This is a genomic window from Vreelandella glaciei (assembly GCF_013415125.1).
GTDB classification, from domain to species: Bacteria; Pseudomonadota; Gammaproteobacteria; order Pseudomonadales; family Halomonadaceae; genus Vreelandella; species Vreelandella glaciei.
In genome coordinates this window covers 18,512-35,858 of sequence record NZ_JACCDE010000029.1, presented here as the reverse complement: position 1 = coordinate 35,858, position 17,347 = coordinate 18,512, and the positions used below count along the sequence as shown (strand labels likewise).

Annotated in this window: 4 protein-coding genes; 2 read left to right on the top strand and 2 right to left on the bottom strand. The window is 53.0% G+C overall.

The window, feature by feature from the left end; translation table 11 throughout:
• Positions 1-6,573 carry a non-ribosomal peptide synthetase gene (locus HZS80_RS17690; protein ID WP_179916797.1) on the top strand — a complete coding sequence of 2,191 codons (6,573 nt, stop codon included), beginning with the start codon at positions 1-3 and terminating at the stop codon, positions 6,571-6,573.
• Positions 6,570-13,931, top strand: coding sequence for a non-ribosomal peptide synthetase (locus HZS80_RS17685; RefSeq protein WP_179916796.1), 7,362 nt, complete (start codon positions 6,570-6,572; stop codon positions 13,929-13,931). The genes HZS80_RS17690 and HZS80_RS17685 overlap by 4 nt, the downstream gene beginning before the upstream one ends.
• A 135-nt stretch (positions 13,932-14,066) precedes the next feature.
• Here HZS80_RS17685 and HZS80_RS17680 read toward each other — a convergent pair whose 3' ends face one another.
• Positions 14,067-14,954 carry an ABC transporter substrate-binding protein gene (locus HZS80_RS17680; protein ID WP_179916795.1) on the bottom strand — a complete coding sequence of 296 codons (888 nt, stop codon included), beginning with the start codon at positions 14,952-14,954 and terminating at the stop codon, positions 14,067-14,069.
• 189 nt (positions 14,955-15,143) lie between these two features.
• Positions 15,144-17,303 carry a TonB-dependent siderophore receptor gene (locus tag HZS80_RS17675; protein ID WP_179916794.1) on the bottom strand — a complete coding sequence of 720 codons (2,160 nt, stop codon included), beginning with the start codon at positions 17,301-17,303 and terminating at the stop codon, positions 15,144-15,146.
• Between the last annotated feature and the right edge of the window lie 44 nt (positions 17,304-17,347).

The following is a 17,347-nucleotide window of genomic DNA, read 5'->3' as shown; positions in this document are numbered from 1 at the left end:
ATGGAACTCAATAAACACACTATTGCTGAGCGCTTCGCACACTTGCCACGAGACAAGCAGAGCGTATTTCTTGAGGCATTAAGACAACAGGGTATCGACTTTTCGCAGTTGCCAATCGTTAGGTCTAAGAATAAAGAGAGCAGAACACTCTCCTATGCCCAACTTCGCCAGTGGTTTCTGTGGCGCATGGATCCCCAAAGCAGCGCCTACCATATCACGGGTGCCGTGATCCTTAAGGGAACTCTTGACTCTGAGGCATTGCGGGGGAGCTTCGCGGCTTTAGTAGCACGCCATGAGGCATTGCACACGGTGTTCCGTGACGATGGTGAAGGCGAGGCAATGCAAGTGGTGCAGGCTGAAAATAACTTCGTATTGTCTGATATTGACCTGAGCCATGTGCCAAAGGGTGAGCGAGAAGCGGCAATAGAGAGTCAGGTTGCGCGGCTTTGCAATGACCCTTTCGATCTGGAGCAAGGGCCACTATTGCGGGTGGGACTATTGCGTTTAGCTGAAGAAGAGCAGCTGTTGGTGGTGGTCATGCACCACATTGTCTCCGATGGCTGGTCGATGCAGTTGATCATCGATGAGTTTGCTACGGACTACTCCGCTCGGGTAATGGGTGAGACGTGGCAGCCGCCAGCCTTGCCGATTCAGTACGCTGATTATGCACTCTGGCAGCGTCAATGGATGGACGCGGGTGAGAAAGAGCGTCAACTCGCCTACTGGAAGGGGGAACTAGGTGACGAACACCCAGTGCTGCAATTGCCAACTGATCGCCCGCGTCGCAACGATGGGCATTATCACACTGCACGCCACCACATGGTACTTCCAGAACCGTTAGTGAGAGGATTGCGTCAACGAGTTCAGACTCAGGGAGCTACCCTGTTTATGACGCTACTGACGGGCTTACAGGTGTTGTTGTATCGATATACTGGGCAGGAAAATATTCGTATAGGCGTGCCAATCGCCAATCGGCATCGTACAGAAACTCAAGGAGTGGTAGGGCTTTTCGTCAATACTCAGGTGATGTGCAATCAGTTAAATGGTCGCCTGAATTTGGCCGAAGCGCTAGAGCAGGCAAAACGTGCGGCGCTTGGTGCTCAAGAACATCAAGATCTGCCTTTTGAGCAGTTAGTAGAAGCGCTGCAGCCGGAGCGCAGCCTGAGTCACACGCCACTATTTCAAGTGATGTTCAATTATCAGCAGCAGGATCATAGTGCGCTGAAGACACTACCAGGATTGGAGTTGAGTACCTGGCCACTAGAAAAGAAAGAGGCGAAGTTCGAGCTGACGCTAAATGTGGAGGAGTGTAATGATGGTTACCTGAAGACAAGTTTTATTTATGCTGAAGAGCTGTTTGATTCCACCACCATTGGACGACTGGCGCGGCATTATGTCGTTTTTTTAAAGGCGCTGGCAGAGATGCCAGAACGTGCGTTGAGTGATATCGAACTACTTGATAAGAATGAACAGCATCAATTGAAGAAATGGGCAGGCAACACTCAACGATACCCCGATATTCTAGCTATTCATCATCTAATTGAACGCCAAGCAGCGGCAGCCTCTGATATCACAGCGCTAGTATTCGAAGACCAGTCACTCAGCTACGCCGAACTCAATACCCGCGCCAATCGGTTGGCGAACTATCTGATTGATTTGGGTGTAAAACCTGAAACCCGAGTAGGCATCGCCATGGAGCGCTCAGTTGAGATGGTGGCGGGCTTACTGGCTATTCTTAAGGCGGGCGGCGCCTATGTGCCACTGGATCCAGATTATCCGAGTGACCGGTTGGCCTATATGGTCGAGGATAGCGGCATTGAGCTGTTGCTTACCCAGCAGCAGCTTCGCGAGTCGTTGCCGGTGGCCGAGAGCCTTAACGTTATCGACCTGGATCAGTTGGACGTCACGCACCATGCGTCAACGAACCCTGAAGTGGTAATGCACAGAGAGAACCTCGCCTATGTGATTTATACCTCGGGCTCTACCGGACGACCTAAGGGTGTTGGGATCACGCATGGTTCCCTTAGCAATTATACGGAAGGGGTTCTGGAAGTTTTAGCGCTATCTGATGATGTTCGTAGTTTTGCAATGGTGTCGACAATAGCCGCGGATTTAGGCCATACCATGCTCTTCGGCGCCTTGTACAAGGGGCAAACTCTTCATTTGATTTCATCTGATAGCACGCTTGATCCAGACGCTTTTACTAGATACATGCATGAGCATGAAATTGATGTCCTCAAAATAGTGCCTAGCCATTTGCGCGCTCTAATGAGTGTAAAGAGTCCATTAACTACATTGCCGAGAAGGTGTTTAGTTCTTGGGGGGGAGGTAAGCGATTGGTCTCTGGTTAAATGGATCTCAGACCTAAATCCATCTTGTCAAATTGTTAACCATTATGGCCCCACCGAGACAACTGTCGGAGCATTGACACAAAGATATGAAAGTGCTGATCAGCGAGCATCTACGCTACCGATTGGCGCCCCCTTGCGTAACATGCAAATTCGAGTACTTGACCCTTGGATGAACCCTGTGCCTCAAGGAGTGAACGGTGAACTTTATCTAGGAGGGGTAGGGGTGGCCCGCGGTTATCTGGGGCGTCTTGATATGACGGCGGAACGATTTGTAGCTGACCCCTTTGGTGAAGGAGAACGTTTATATCGCACCGGTGATAGTGTGCGGCAATTGCCAGATGGTAGCTTGGAATTCCTTGGCCGTATGGATGATCAAGTTAAAATCCGCGGTTATCGGGTGGAGTTGGGGGAAGTTCAAGCGCAGCTGCTATTGCAACTGGCGCTTCGCGAGGCGGTGGTGGTCTCCCAAGATGGAACTAGTGGTTCGAGGCTGGTGGCTTATGTGGTTCCTCAGGCAGGCATTGAACTTGACGCCACCTCAATGCGCGAGCAGTTGAGCCAACATCTGCCAGACTATATGGTGCCGGGAGCCGTGGTCACGCTCGATGCACTGCCGCTGAATGCCAACGGTAAGGTAGACCGCAAGGCACTGCCCGCACCGGATTTGGCCGGAAGCCAGCGGTACGAACCTCCGCAGGGCGAGGTAGAAGTCGCTCTCGCAAAAATCTGGTCCGAAATATTTGGCGTGGAGCGGATTGGCCGTCACGACAACTTTTTTGAACTGGGTGGTCATTCCTTGCTAGCCCTGAAAGTGCTGGAGAAAATGCGGCAATGGGGCTTGATGGCGCAGGTACGCACGCTGTTCCAATCCCCTGAACTGGCGGCCTTTTCCAAGGCATTAACTCAGGCATCAGAGCGGCAGGAAATCAGCATTCCGCCCAACCGCATTCCAGATGGCTGCTCAGCAATCCTGCCCGAGATGCTGCCTTTGATCGAACTCAATGGTGAAGAAATCAGCGCCATCGAAGCGGCAGTGCCCGGCGGTGCACGCAATATTCAGGATATCTATCCCTTGGCACCGCTACAGGAGGGCATTCTTTTCCACCATCGGCTTCAGGAAGAGGGCGATGCCTATGTGACCCAACACTTGCTTGGCTTCGACAGCCGAGAGCGGCTGGAAGCCTTTACTGCCGGTTTTAACCAGCTGGTTGCCCGCCACGATATCCTGCGTACCGCCGTGCTTTGGGAGGGATTACGAGAGCCGGTGCAGGTGGTATGTCGCCATGCTCAGCTTGAGCTTGAATGGTTAGACTTTGATTATGCTTCTTCGCTTAGTGTCGCTGAACAATTGAATGCTGAGGTGGATCCGGATCATCATCGCCTTGATGTGCGCCACGCACCGATGCTGCGGGCGGTAGCTGTATACGATGCCGAGCATGGGCGATGGTTGCTACAGCTACCTAGCCACCATCTCGTCATGGATCACATCACCCTCGAACTACTGGTAGAAGAGATTGCCTTGATCCAGCAAGGCCGCGGAGATGAGCTACCTCAACCCCTTCCATTCCGTAATTTCGTTGCCCAGACCCGACTAGGGGTAAGCCAGGAAGAGCATGAAACCTTTTTCCGTGAGCGGTTGGGCGATATTGAAGAACCGACCGCGCCCTTCGGCCTGTTAGACGTTCGTGGCGATGGCAGCGAGATAGAGGAAGTTCGCCTTCCTTTGCCAGCGGAGCTAGCCCAGCAAGTTCGGCAACAGGCCCAGCGCCATGGTGTCAGCACGGCCAGCTTGTTCCATCTGGCCTGGGCCTTGGTGCTGAGTAAAACCACCGGGCGGGATGATGCGGTATTTGGCACCGTGCTGTTCGGCCGTATGCAGGGCATCGAAGGTGCCGAGCGGGCGCTGGGGATGTTTATCAATACGCTACCAGTGTGTATCAAAACAGGTTCCCAGAGTGTTGATAAGTGCCTAAGCCACACCCACGATACTCTTTCTGAACTAATGCATCACGAGCATGCCAGCCTCGGACTGGCGCAGCGATGCAGTGGACTGCCCGGTGGCGCGCCTCTATTCACGAGCCTGCTGAACTATCGTTACAGTGCTCCACAGAAAGAGGGAAATCCCACCCATACCTGGGAGGGTATGGAGACGCTGGATGTCCATGAACGTACTAATTACCCTATCGGTATGGCGGTAGATGACCTGGGAGAAGGCTTTCAATTAGTGGGGCAGGTGAGTCGTTCGATTGGTGCTCAGCGACTGTGTGATTATTTGAGTACTGCTGTGGCTGGCATTGTGGAAAGCCTGCAAGCGGCACCGCAACAAGCGATAAGTGAGATCAGCCTACTAGGAGAAGAAGAACGGCGGTTGTTAAGCGAGTGGGGAGTGAACTCCCACCGGCATCCCGATACTCAGTCAATCCATCAATTGATCGAGCGCCAGGCCGAGGTAACGCCCGAGGCTACTGCATTAGTATTTGAAGAGCAGTCGCTCAGCTACGCCGAATTCAATACTCGTGCCAATCGTCTGTCCCACTATTTGATAGGTCTTGGCGTAAAACCCGAGACGCGGGTGGGCATCGCCATGGAGCGTTCCATCGAGATGGTGGTGGGGCTGCTGGCGATTCTCAAGGCGGGTGGCGTCTATGTTCCGCTGGATACCGAGTATCCTTCAGAGCGGCTGGCCTTCATCGCCGACGATAGTGGCATCGAGTTGCTGTTGACCCAGCACCACTTGCGCGAGTCACTGCCAGTAGCGGATAACCTAAGCATTGTTGAGCTGGATAGGCTGGACGTTGCGCATCACGCTTCTACCAATCCAGCGTTGATGCTGCACGGCGAGCACCTCGCCTACGTGATTTATACCTCGGGCTCCACCGGGCGGCCCAAGGGTGCCGCCATCCGCCATGATGCCTTGACCAACTGCATGGTCTGGATGCAGGAGACCTACCAGCTAAACGATACCGATGCCGTATTGCACAAGGCGCCGTTCGGCTTTGATGTCTCTGTATGGGAGATTTTTTGGCCGCTGAGCGTTGGGGCACGTTTGGTGATCGCCCAGCCAGGTGACCATCGAGATCCAGAGCGTATTATCGAGCTGATCCAGCGGCACGGCGTTACCACGCTCAACTTTGTGCCCTCAATGCTCAAGGCCTTCCTGGCCTATCCCGATGTTAGAGCCAAAACGCGCCTCAAACATATTATGTGCGGTGGCGAGGCCGTTCCAGCGACGCTACAGCAAGATGTGGCTGAGTGTCTTGATGGTGCCCACCTGCATGATCTCTATGGCCCCACCGAAACTACTATTCATGTCACTCACTGGTGGTGTCGTGATGACGCTCACCGCCAGATTCCCATTGGGCGACCCATTAGTGGTACCCGCACCTACGTCTTGGATGGTGATCTTAACTTGGCTCCGCCAGGAGTCGCTGGAGAGCTTTATCTCGGCGGGGTAAGCCTGGCCCGTGGCTATCTCAATCGCAGTGATCTCACGGCAGAGCGCTTTATCGCCGATCCGTTTATCGAGGGCGAACGCCTCTACCGCACCGGTGACCTGGTGCGCTGGCGGGAGGATGGTCAGCTCGAGTACCTGGGCCGCCTCGATCACCAGGTGAAGATCCGTGGCCTGCGTATCGAACTTGGTGAGATCGAAGCCGAACTGCTATCGCAACCGGAAATTCGCGAAGCGGTGGTGGTCGCCCAAGAAGGTTCCCATGGTGCCAGGCTGGTGGCCTATGTGGTTTCCCAGGCTGACAGTGAACTCGACAGCACCTCACTACGCGAAGTGCTGGGTCAAAAACTACCAGATTATATGGTGCCGGGCGCCATGGTCACCCTCGATGCCCTGCCGCTGAATGCCAACGGCAAGGTAGACCGCAAGGCCCTGCCCGAGCCGGAGTTGGCCAGTGGATTGCAGTACGAACCGCCTCAAGGTGAAACGGAAGAGACGCTGGCGGCGATATGGAGCGAGGTGCTGGGTGTCAAGCGAGTAGGGCGTCACGACAACTTCTTCGAGTTAGGGGGGCATTCTCTGCTTGCTGTGCAGATGGTGGCACATGTTCAAGCTGATATGCAGGTTGAACTTCATATATCTGAAGTATTCAAGAATCCGCTTCTACGCGCTTTAGCAGAATGTATTGTCGCGCTAAACCGTGGGCACAGTTTCGAGAAATCACTCTCCGATATTGATTCCTTTATCGACAGCATGGATACCGTTCAATGAGTAATATCGATACCCGTCGTATTGCGGAGCGCTTTGCCGGATTGCCTAGCGAGCAGCGTCGTGTGGTTTACGACAAGATTCGTACTCAAGGATTGGGCATTGGCCAGTTTCCTATACTTAGGCGCCCTGTATCACAACAGACCACTTGCTCACCCTCTTATGCCCAACTTCGCCAGTGGTTCCTGTGGCGCTTGGATCCCCAGAGCAGCGCTTACCATATTAGTGGTGCTCTGTCCCTTGAGGGGGCGATGGATACTGAAGCACTGTGGGGTAGCTTCACCGCCTTGATTTCTCGTCATGAGGCATTGCGCACGTTGTTCCGTGACGACGGCGAAGGTGAGATGATGCAAGTGGTTCAGGCCGAGAGCAACTTTGCATGGTGCGAAGTTGAGCTAAACCATATGCCGAAGGATGAGCGCAAAGCGGTATTAGAAGATCAGATTGATCGGCTTTGCAATGACCCTTTCGATCTGGAACAGGGGCCGCTGTTGCGGGTGGGGCTACTACGTTTAGCAGAAGAGAAGCACATTTTGGTGGTGGTAATGCACCACATCATCTCCGATGGCCGGTCGATGCAGTTGATCATCGATGAGTTTGTTGCGGACTACTCCGCTCGTGTGACAGGAGGGGCCTGGCAGCCACCCGCTTTGCCGATTCAATATGCCGATTATGCCCTATGGCAGCGTCAGTGGATGGAGGCGGGTGAAAAGGAGCGTCAACTGGCCTATTGGCAGGCGGAGCTGGGGGATGAACATCCTGTATTGCAACTGCCGACCGACCGGCAACGTCGCGACGATGGACACTATCACGCTGCGCGCCACGCAATAGTGCTCCCTGCCTCGGTAGTGAGTAGATTGCGTCAGCAGGCCCAGGCGAAGGGCGCCACCCTGTTTATGACGCTACTGACAGGTTTCCAGTCACTGCTATATCGCTATACGGGGCAAGAAGATATCCGGGTCGGGGTTCCGATCGCCAACCGCCACCGCACGGAAACCCAAGGCGTGGTGGGCTTCTTCGTTAATACGCAGGTACTCCGTAACCCGTTGGATGGTCGCCTGAGCTTGGCCAAGGCGCTGGAGCAGGGAAAACGTGCGGCGCTGGGCGCGCAAGAGCATCAGGATCTTCCTTTTGAACAGTTAGTGGAGGCGCTGCAGCCGGATCGCAGTCTGAGCCAGACGCCGCTATTCCAGGTGATGTTCAATCACCAGTGGCAGGATTATGGCGAGTTGCCGACACTACCAGGACTGGAACCAAGCAGTTGGCCACTAGATAAGGGAGAGTCGCAGTTCGAGCTGACGCTGAATGTGGTAGAGCGCGCGGATAATTTCCTGAAGGCAAGTTTCGTTTATGCAAAAGAGTTGTTCGATTCAATTACCATTGAGCGTCTAGCGCAGCACTATACGGCTATGCTACTGGCGCTGGTAGAGACGCCGGAGTGTGCGCTGGGCGATATTGAGTTGCTAGATAAAGGCGAACAGCGTCAATTACAGGAGTGGGGGGAAAGCTCTCAACGGTATCCCGACGCATCGCCTGTTCACCACCTGATCGAGCGGCAGGCTTCTGCAATCCCTGAGGCCACGGCACTAGTATTTGAAGAGCAGTTACTTAGCTACGCCGAGCTTAACACCCGCGCCAATCGCTTGGCTCACTATCTGATCGGACTAGGTGTAAAACCCGAAACTCGGATAGGTATTGCTGTTGAGCGCTCCATCGAGATGGTGGTGGGGTTGTTGGGTATCCTCAAAGCGGGTGGTGCTTACGTACCGTTGGATCCGGATTATCCGAGCGATCGATTGACCTATATGGTCGAAGACAGCGGCATCGAGTTGCTGCTCACCCAGCAGCATCTTCGCAATACGTTGCCGGTGTCTGAGAGTCTCAGCGTTATCGAGCTGGATCAGTTGGATGTGACGCATCATACGTCAACCAACCCAGAGGTGGCACTGCACGGTGAACATCTCGCCTATGTCATTTACACCTCGGGTTCTACCGGGCGCCCTAAGGGCGCCGCCAACCGTCACCATGCACTGACCAACCGCCTACAGTGGATGCAGAATGCCTATGGCCTAACGGCTGACGATGCGGTGCTACAGAAGACGCCATTCAGTTTTGATGTTTCCGTGTGGGAGTTCTTCTGGCCGCTGATGCAGGGCGCCCGGCTAGTGATGGCGCCACCAGACGCTCACCGCGAACCAGTTCAACTGGTCGAATTGATTCGTACTCATGGGATCACCACGCTACATTTCGTACCTTCAATGTTGCAGGCCTTCCTGGCCCATGGCGAGGTCGAGACCTGTACCAGTCTGACACGCATGGTGTGTAGCGGCGAAGCGCTACCGGCAGAGTTGCAGAACCAGGTATTTTCCCGTTTACCTCAAGTGGCACTCTACAACCTCTATGGCCCAACCGAAGCGGCCATTGATGTTACTCACTGGTCTTGCCAAGACGATGGACGCAACCACGTAGCCATAGGTCAGCCGATCGCAGGTATCCGTACCTACGTACTGGATGGGAATCTTAACTTGGCGCCGTCCGGGGTTGCGGGTGAACTCTATCTCGGTGGCGCGGGCTTGGCGCGGGGCTATCTGCACCGCCCTGACCTGACCTCAGAACGTTTTGTCGCTGACCCTTTTGCGCAGGGCGAACGCCTCTACCGCACCGGCGATCTGGTGCGTTGGCGGGAGGACGGCCAGCTCGAGTACCTGGGCCGCCTTGATCACCAGGTGAAGATACGTGGCTTGCGTATCGAACTAGGCGAGATCGAAGCCGAGCTATTAGCTCAGCCGGCGGTTCGCGAAGCGGTGGTGGTCGCCCAGGAAGGCCCCGGCGGATCGAGGCTGGTGGCTTATGTGGTTCCCCAAGACGGCAGTGAACTCAATACCGCTGTACTACGTGAAGCGCTGGGTCAAAAGCTACCGGATTATATGGTGCCGGGAGCTGTGGTCACCCTCGATGCGCTGCCGCTGAATGCCAACGGCAAAGTAGATCGCAAGGCCTTGCCCGAGCCGGATTTAGCCAGTGGCTTGCAGTACGAGCCACCTCAGGGCGAGGTGGAAGAAGCATTAGCGGCAATCTGGTCTGAAGTCCTTGGCGTTGAGCGTGTCGGCCGTCACGACAACTTCTTTGAATTGGGGGGCCATTCGCTGTTGGCTCTAAAAGTGCTGGAGCAAATGCGGCATCTGGGACTGACGACGCAGGTGCGAACCCTGTTTCAGTTCCCAGCATTGGCGGCCTTTGTCCAGGCCATTGCACAAAAGCCATTGCGGCAGGAAATCGTCATCCCGCCTAATCGGATCCCCCGTGAGTGCCAGGCTATTGAGCCTGAGATGTTGACCTTGATTGAACTCAACGCCGAGGAGATCAGTACGATTGAAGCAGCAGTGCCGAGTGGTGCTGCTAACATCCAGGATATCTACCCTCTGGTACCGCTGCAGGAAGGGATCCTTTTTCACCACCGGTTACAGCAAAAGGGTGATGCCTACGTGGCTCCTCGCTTGCTAGGTTTCGATAGTCGAGAACGGCTGGAAGCATTTATAGCCGGTTTTAACCAGCTTATTGCCCGACACGATATTCTGCGTACCGCCGTACTCTGGGAAGGGCTCCGAGAGCCGGTGCAGGTGGTTTCCAGACATGCTGTGCTGGAAATCGAATGGTCAGTGGTGCCGGATGAGTCAACCGGCCGTGTAGCCGAATGGTTATACACTCAGGTGGATCCTGAATATCGTCGCCTCGATGTTCGCCAGGCACCTATGTTACGGGCGGTGGCTGCATACGATGCCGAGCAACAGCGGTGGTTGCTACAGTTACCCAGTCACCACCTAGTGATGGATCACACCACCCTTGAGCTACTGGTTGAAGAGATCGCCCTGATCCAGCAAGGGCGTGAGGACACGTTGCCCAAGCCGCTACCATTCCGCAACTTTGTAGCGGAGGCCCGGCTGGGTGTAGGTACAGAAGCGCATGAGAATTTCTTCCGAGAGCAACTGAGTGAGGTAAAGGAACCCACGGCGCCCTTTGGGCTGCTGGAAGTGCGCGGCGATGGCAGCGATATCGAAGAAGTGCGCGTTCCTCTTGAATCGGAATTAGCCCGGCAGGTGCGGCGACAGGCGCAGCGGCATGGTGTCAGCACGGCCAGCCTGTTCCACCTAGCCTGGGCCTTGGTGCTGAGTAAAACTACTGGGCGGGACGACGTCGTGTTCGGCACTGTGTTGTTTGGGCGTATGCAGGGCATTGAAGGGGCCGAACGAGCGCTGGGGATGTTTATCAATACATTACCGGTGCGCATCAAAACAGGTTCACAGTGGGTCGATCAGTGCCTGCGCGATACTCATAATGCTTTATCTGAACTACTGCACCACGAGCATGCCAGCCTCGGCCTAGCACAGCGCTGTAGTGGATTGCCTGGTGGGACGCCACTCTTTACCAGTTTACTGAACTATCGTTACAGCGCACCTCAACAAGATGAAAGCCCCGTTCATACCTGGGAAGGCATGGAGGTATTGGGCGGCCAGGAGCGTACTAACTATCCCATCGGTATGGCGGTAGATGATTTGGGAGAAGGTTTTCAATTGGTGGGGCAGGTGAGCCGTTTGGTCGGTGCTCAGCGGCTATGTGACTACATGCACGCGGCGGTAGTCGGCATTGTTGAAAGCCTTCACTCGGCGCCAGAGCAATTATTAAGCGAGATCAGTCTGCTAGGAAAAAACGAACGGCAACTGTTGAGTGAGTGGGGAGAAAACTCTCACCTGCATCCCGGTGGTCAATCAATCCACCAACTGATTGAACGCCAATCCATGAAGACGCCTGAGGCCACGGCACTAATCTTCGCTGAGCAGCGGCTCAGCTATGACGAGCTTAATACTCGTTCGAACCGTTTGGCGCACTATTTGATTGGTTTGGGTGTTCGTCCTGAAACTCGAGTGGGCATCGCCATGGAACGCTCCATCGAAATGGTGGTGGGGCTGTTGGCGATTCTCAAGGCGGGTGGCGCCTATGTGCCGCTGGATCCTGAGTACCCCTCGGAGCGGCTGGGGTTCATCGCCGAAGATAGTGGCATCGAGCTGCTGCTGACTCAGCACCACTTGCGCGAGTCATTGCCAATAGCTAATAAACTCAGCGTTGTTGAGTTGGATCGTCTGGACGTTGCGCATCATGCATCTTCCAATCCAGCGGTGGAGCTGCACGGCGAGCACCTCGCCTACGTGATTTACACTTCGGGCTCCACTGGGCGACCCAAGGGTGCCGCCATCCGCCATGATGCCTTGACCAACTGCATGGTCTGGATGCAGGAGACCTACCAGCTAAACGATACCGATGCCGTATTGCACAAGGCGCCGTTCGGCTTTGATGTCTCTGTATGGGAGATTTTTTGGCCGCTGAGCGTTGGGGCACGTTTGGTGATCGCCCAGCCAGGTGACCATCGAGATCCAGAGCGTATTATCGAGCTGATCCAGCGGCACGGCGTTACCACGCTCAACTTTGTGCCCTCAATGCTCAAGGCCTTCCTGGCCTATCCCGATGTTAGAGCCAAAACGCGCCTCAAACATATTATGTGCGGTGGCGAGGCCGTTCCAGCGACGCTACAGCAAGATGTGGCTGAGTGTCTTGATGGCGCCAATCTGCATGATCTGTATGGCCCCACCGAAACCACGATTCATGTCACGCACTGGTGGTGTCGTGATGACGCTCAACGCCAGATACCTATTGGGCGGCCCATTAGCGGCACCCGCACTTATGTCTTAGATGGCGAGCTCAACCTAGTGCCGCAGGGTGTAGCGGGTGAGCTTTACCTGGGCGGGGTAAGTCTGGCTCGTGGGTATCTAAACCGGAGTGATTTAACCGCAGATCGTTTTGTTGCCGATCCGTTTACAGCGGGAGAACGTCTCTACCGTACCGGCGACTTGGTTCGCTGGCGGGAAGATGGCCAGCTCGAGTACTTGGGGCGTCTTGATCACCAAGTTAAGATCCGAGGATTACGCATAGAGCTAGGTGAGATCGAAGCGGAACTGCTATCGCAACCGAAGATTCGCGAGGCAGTGGTGGTGGCACAAGAAGGCCCCGGCGTTTCGAGACTGGTGGCTTATGTGGTTCCCCAAGCTGGCATCGAAATCGACACGAGCGCATTACGAGAGCGACTGGGTCAACAGTTGCCGGACTATATGGTGCCGAGAGTCATAGTCACGATCGATGAACTGCCGCTGAATGCTAACGGTAAGGTGGAGCGCAAAGCATTGCCTGAGCCTCTTCTAGGGGAAGCCCGGGAGTACGTGGAACCTTCCACACCAGAGGCACACCAACTCGCCGAGATTTGGCAGCAAGTGCTGGGCGTTGAGCGGGTCGGCGAAACTGATAATTTCTTCGAATTAGGTGGTGATTCTTTGCTAAGCCTAAAAGTAATGAGTCATTTGCAAGCGCTGCGGGAACCTAAACTCGACTTCAAACTATTCGATCTGATGCGGAAGCCGACCATTGCTGATCTGCTGGGAGTGAGGAATCACACTAAGGTTCTGCCAAAAGGGGCTGTGATGCTCAATGGCGAGTGTCGCAGTCAGGCGCCGCTGTTCTGCATTCATGCCGTAATGGGAACGGTTTTTGACTATCAGCCGTTAGCCCGACGTTTGCAGGGGGTATGTACGGTTTACGGCCTACCTTGCCGAATGTTGACCGACCCACAGCATCGAGATACCTCACTTGAAACAATGGCTGATAACTATGTGGAGACGATACGTCGCATACAACCCGTGGGGCCTTATCGGCTATTGGGATGGTCTCTTGGTGGAGCATTGGCAGCACTGATCGCGGCTCGACTTGAAGGGCTGGGGCAAGATGTGAGCCAACTGGCTTTGATAGATCCCTATATACCTGGCGGTGAACTGCACAGCGAGGATAGCTGGCAGCGAGATTTTGCAAACTTTGCATCGATGATACTGCCAAGTGTTTCGCTTGAAGCTCGGGATGGTAAGGAGGAGAGCAAGGAGGAACCGAGTGAGGATGAGGTTGCCATTAAGCTGTCGAAGCTAATGGCGTCATTCGGTGCATATGGTCGTGAGGGTTACGCAACATTGGGTAGCGAAGAGCTTGCTAGAATATTCTGCGTGGCGCGGCATTTGAAGTACCTTTCACTACAGCTTGATGCCTTGCCCGCATTGGACTGTGACGTGGACTGCTGGTGGGAATCGAAAAGAGGTTGGGAAGAGCGACAGGCGTTAGCGAACCAGTTAAATCGAATCCCGAGAACCTCAATTGAGACTCCCCATGACCACTTCTCAATTGTTGGGGATGAGGATCTGATATCTCAAGTGGAGGAGCTACTGGAAGCAAGTGCTCATCGGTATATCGGTGAGCAGGCGCCAGCTTGAGTAAAGGTTTTATGACCTCTTGCCTACAGAATAACTGTAGCGGCATGCCGCTACAGTTATTTCATCTATAGTATTCCATTTGCGTGAACTGGTTAGGATGAAAGTAAAAAAGTATGCTCATTAAAATTGTGTCTATCATAGGGCTTTCACCAAGGCATTGGCAAATCGTCGAGCAGAGGGGTGGACTCCGCCTATCCAAAACGAAGATGGTAATACGATAAAATCTCCACGCTGAACGCTAGGAAGGTAGCGCCACATGCCGCTATTTTCGATATTGTTTTCTATACCTATGGGGAATGCACTTTCCATAATGACCAGCCTTGCTTCTTTAGCTTTAAAGAGTTCCCTTATGCTTACCATAGAGTAGCCCCACTGATTGGTCTTTCCTGTCCATGCATTGTTGAGACCTAAATGATGGAGCACTTCGTTAAACATACTGTTATCACCATATACTCGCACGTATTGCTCAGTTATTAATTGGATGACTAATAAAGGAGGGTGTGGATCCAGTTCATCTTTTAAAGATGCTAGATTAAGTTTAGTATTTGTAATTAATTGCTCTGCCGAAGCTCTTCGGCCTGAAAGTTCACCGACCTCAAGAATGAATGCAACAAAGGTTGCCCACAACTCATCGCTACTATTATTCACGAATGGAAATGAGTGGGTTATATAGGAAGGTGCTATATTCGCTAATGTAGCTGCCATACGAGTTTGGCGAGGCGCAAGGAGTATATACTGAGGATCAATGCTGCTTAGTAACTCCATGTTAGGAAATGATCGGGTGCCAATGTTTGTTATATCAGCATCAACGTAGTCATTGCCGGTCCATGTGTGGAAAGCCGCAACATTGCCCATAAGAACAGGGGCAGGATCAAGTGAAAGAAGCGCTTCAGCGATGGTCCAGTCGAAAACTGCAATGGATGAGGGGGCATTAGATGCCTGCGCTGGACTGGTGATAAAGTAAAATCCAAGTAAGAAAACAAGAGTGCAACAGAATTTAGGTAGCGATTGAAAAAAATGCATAGCGAACCCTTTTTAGACAGTGTTGGATAGATGGCGCTTTTCAAAAATTCAAATCTAGTTTAAATAGAAGTGATGTATGGTAGTAATAGTAAATTTTGATTGAAGTACTCTGGCATGAAATACAGCCCCAAAGAGGGGCTGAGTGAAAAATCTATCAATCGAGATATTTGGTATTGTTATGCTGTTTTTTTAGAAGTCATACTTCATCGACACCATGAAATTACGCGGTGCACCGTAATAATTATGTCTAGTTATTCCTTGAACTGTAGAGTAGTACTCCTTATCGGTCAGGTTGTTGCCATTCAATGAGATATCTAAGTTCTCACTGACTCGATAACCAATCAGGGCTGAAACAGTGGTATAGCCCCCTTGATCAATACGAGTATCACCGCTTTCGGCATAAATACTGCTGACTGTATTTAGGCCGGCACCAAGGCGCCAGCCCTGATTTGGATTATCACTAAAGCGATAACGTGACCATAGGTTGAAATTATGCTCAGGTGTGTCAGGCGAGAGGGTGAGTCCTTCTGAGTTGGCATCTCTCACGAACTCAGTCTGCGTATAAGCATAACCTGCGCTGATATCCCAGCGAGGCAACAGCTGGCCGCTGACTTCTAGCTCGAAGCCTTCACTCTTTGCTTCGCCGATGGGGATTGAAAAACCTGGGTTATTAGGATCCGTATAGGCACGATTGGTGTCTTCAATACGGAATACTGCAGCATGCCAGTTCAAGTCGCCCCCAAAATGGGAACCCTTGATGCCTGCCTCGTACTGCTCACCTTCTCTCGGGTCAATGAGGTCACCATTATTAGCCATAGCTGTTTGCGGCTGAAATATACCTGTGTAGCTGGTGTAAAGGTTGAGCTCTTCGTTGAGCCGATAGATTAAGCCTGCGTAGGGGAGAAATTCGGTACCGTCATCACTGGACGCATTGCCGCCAAAGAAATTATTCGTTTCCCACCGGTTGAATCGACCACCCAATGCAACAGTGAAATCATCGACAATATTGAAGCGCGCTTGACCGTAGGCAGCGTATTGTTTGATGCTATAAGCTGACCTGCCAGGAGAAACGTCGAAGTCTGGTTCAGCTCGATCATATACGGGGTCAAATAGATTTTGAGGAAGGTACTGCGGGGCGCCGTAGACCCAGTTGCTCGTCTGCCATCTATCTTGATAACTAGCACCAAATACGGCTTCATGTGAAGCGTCAAAAAGTTTGAATGGCGTCCTAAGCTGGGCCTCTAAATAATCGTCTTGCTGCTCCATATCAAAAGCGATCTGCCGTATAGCAAAATCACCAGAATTCTGGTCAGCAGTGAGTACCCCTTCACTACTTTTTATCTGGCTGGCATCGCGATCCAACCGATTGGCCTTGAGCGTTAATTCGCCACCGTTGGCGAGGCGATGTTCAAGCTCCAGGAAATAGCGCTGCGAATCTCCCGTTTGCTTGTCCCAGTTGGATCCGAGGTAGGTGGAACGGTCTACATTGGGTAGGGTGCCGTCATTGTAGGTAGGCAGCCCAGAGTGAGGGCGAAATTCCTCATCCTGCACAGTAACACCCATTGAAAGAGTCGTCTCAGGAGACAAGTCAAATTCAAGGGTACCATAGCCGACTTTATTTTCTGAGTAAACGTGATCAATAAAAGAGCCTCTATCATCGTAGATACCAACGAAGCGACCCCGTACTCGCCCTTTGCTATCTAGCGCACCGGTAACATCAACCACCCCCCGGTAGGCATCATCGGTGCCAGCAGACAGGGTAACAGAGGCCTGGCTTTCAGCCAGTGCACGTTTACGGACTAGGTTGATAGTGCCGCTAGGTTCACCAGAGCCTTGAAGAATACCAGCGGGCCCACGCAGTACCTCTATACGGTCGAGCAGCGATGTGTCGAACATTCCAGCGCTTTGCCATGCGGAACCGACATCTTTAACCGGGCTACCATCTACAAGAAAGTAATCAATATTATAGCCTCGTGCCTTGATTACGTATTGGTTACCCCCGTAATCGTTCACTGTGATACCCGTGACGTTACGCATGGCTTCGGATAGTGATGTAGTACCTTGATCGTCCAGGCGTTCTCTGGTCACAACGCTGACGGATTGTGGCGTTTCCTGCACAGACTGTGAAACTAAGCCTATGTTAGCGCTTTCGCTAGTGTAGGAATTGCTGTTTTCGGTCATACCGTAGGGCAGGCGCTCCCCGGTAACAGTAAGTGTAGACAGATCGCTAGCATCACTGTCTGTCGACAGGTTTGTATTACTCTGAGCAAGCACAGCTGACGACGTGCTGTAGACAGCAACAGCAATGGCGGCCGTTAGCCACCGCTTGCGGAAAGTGGGTTGGTTCACGAATGTTCTCCTTGAATAGGGTTCGTTTTAATTTTATGTAAATG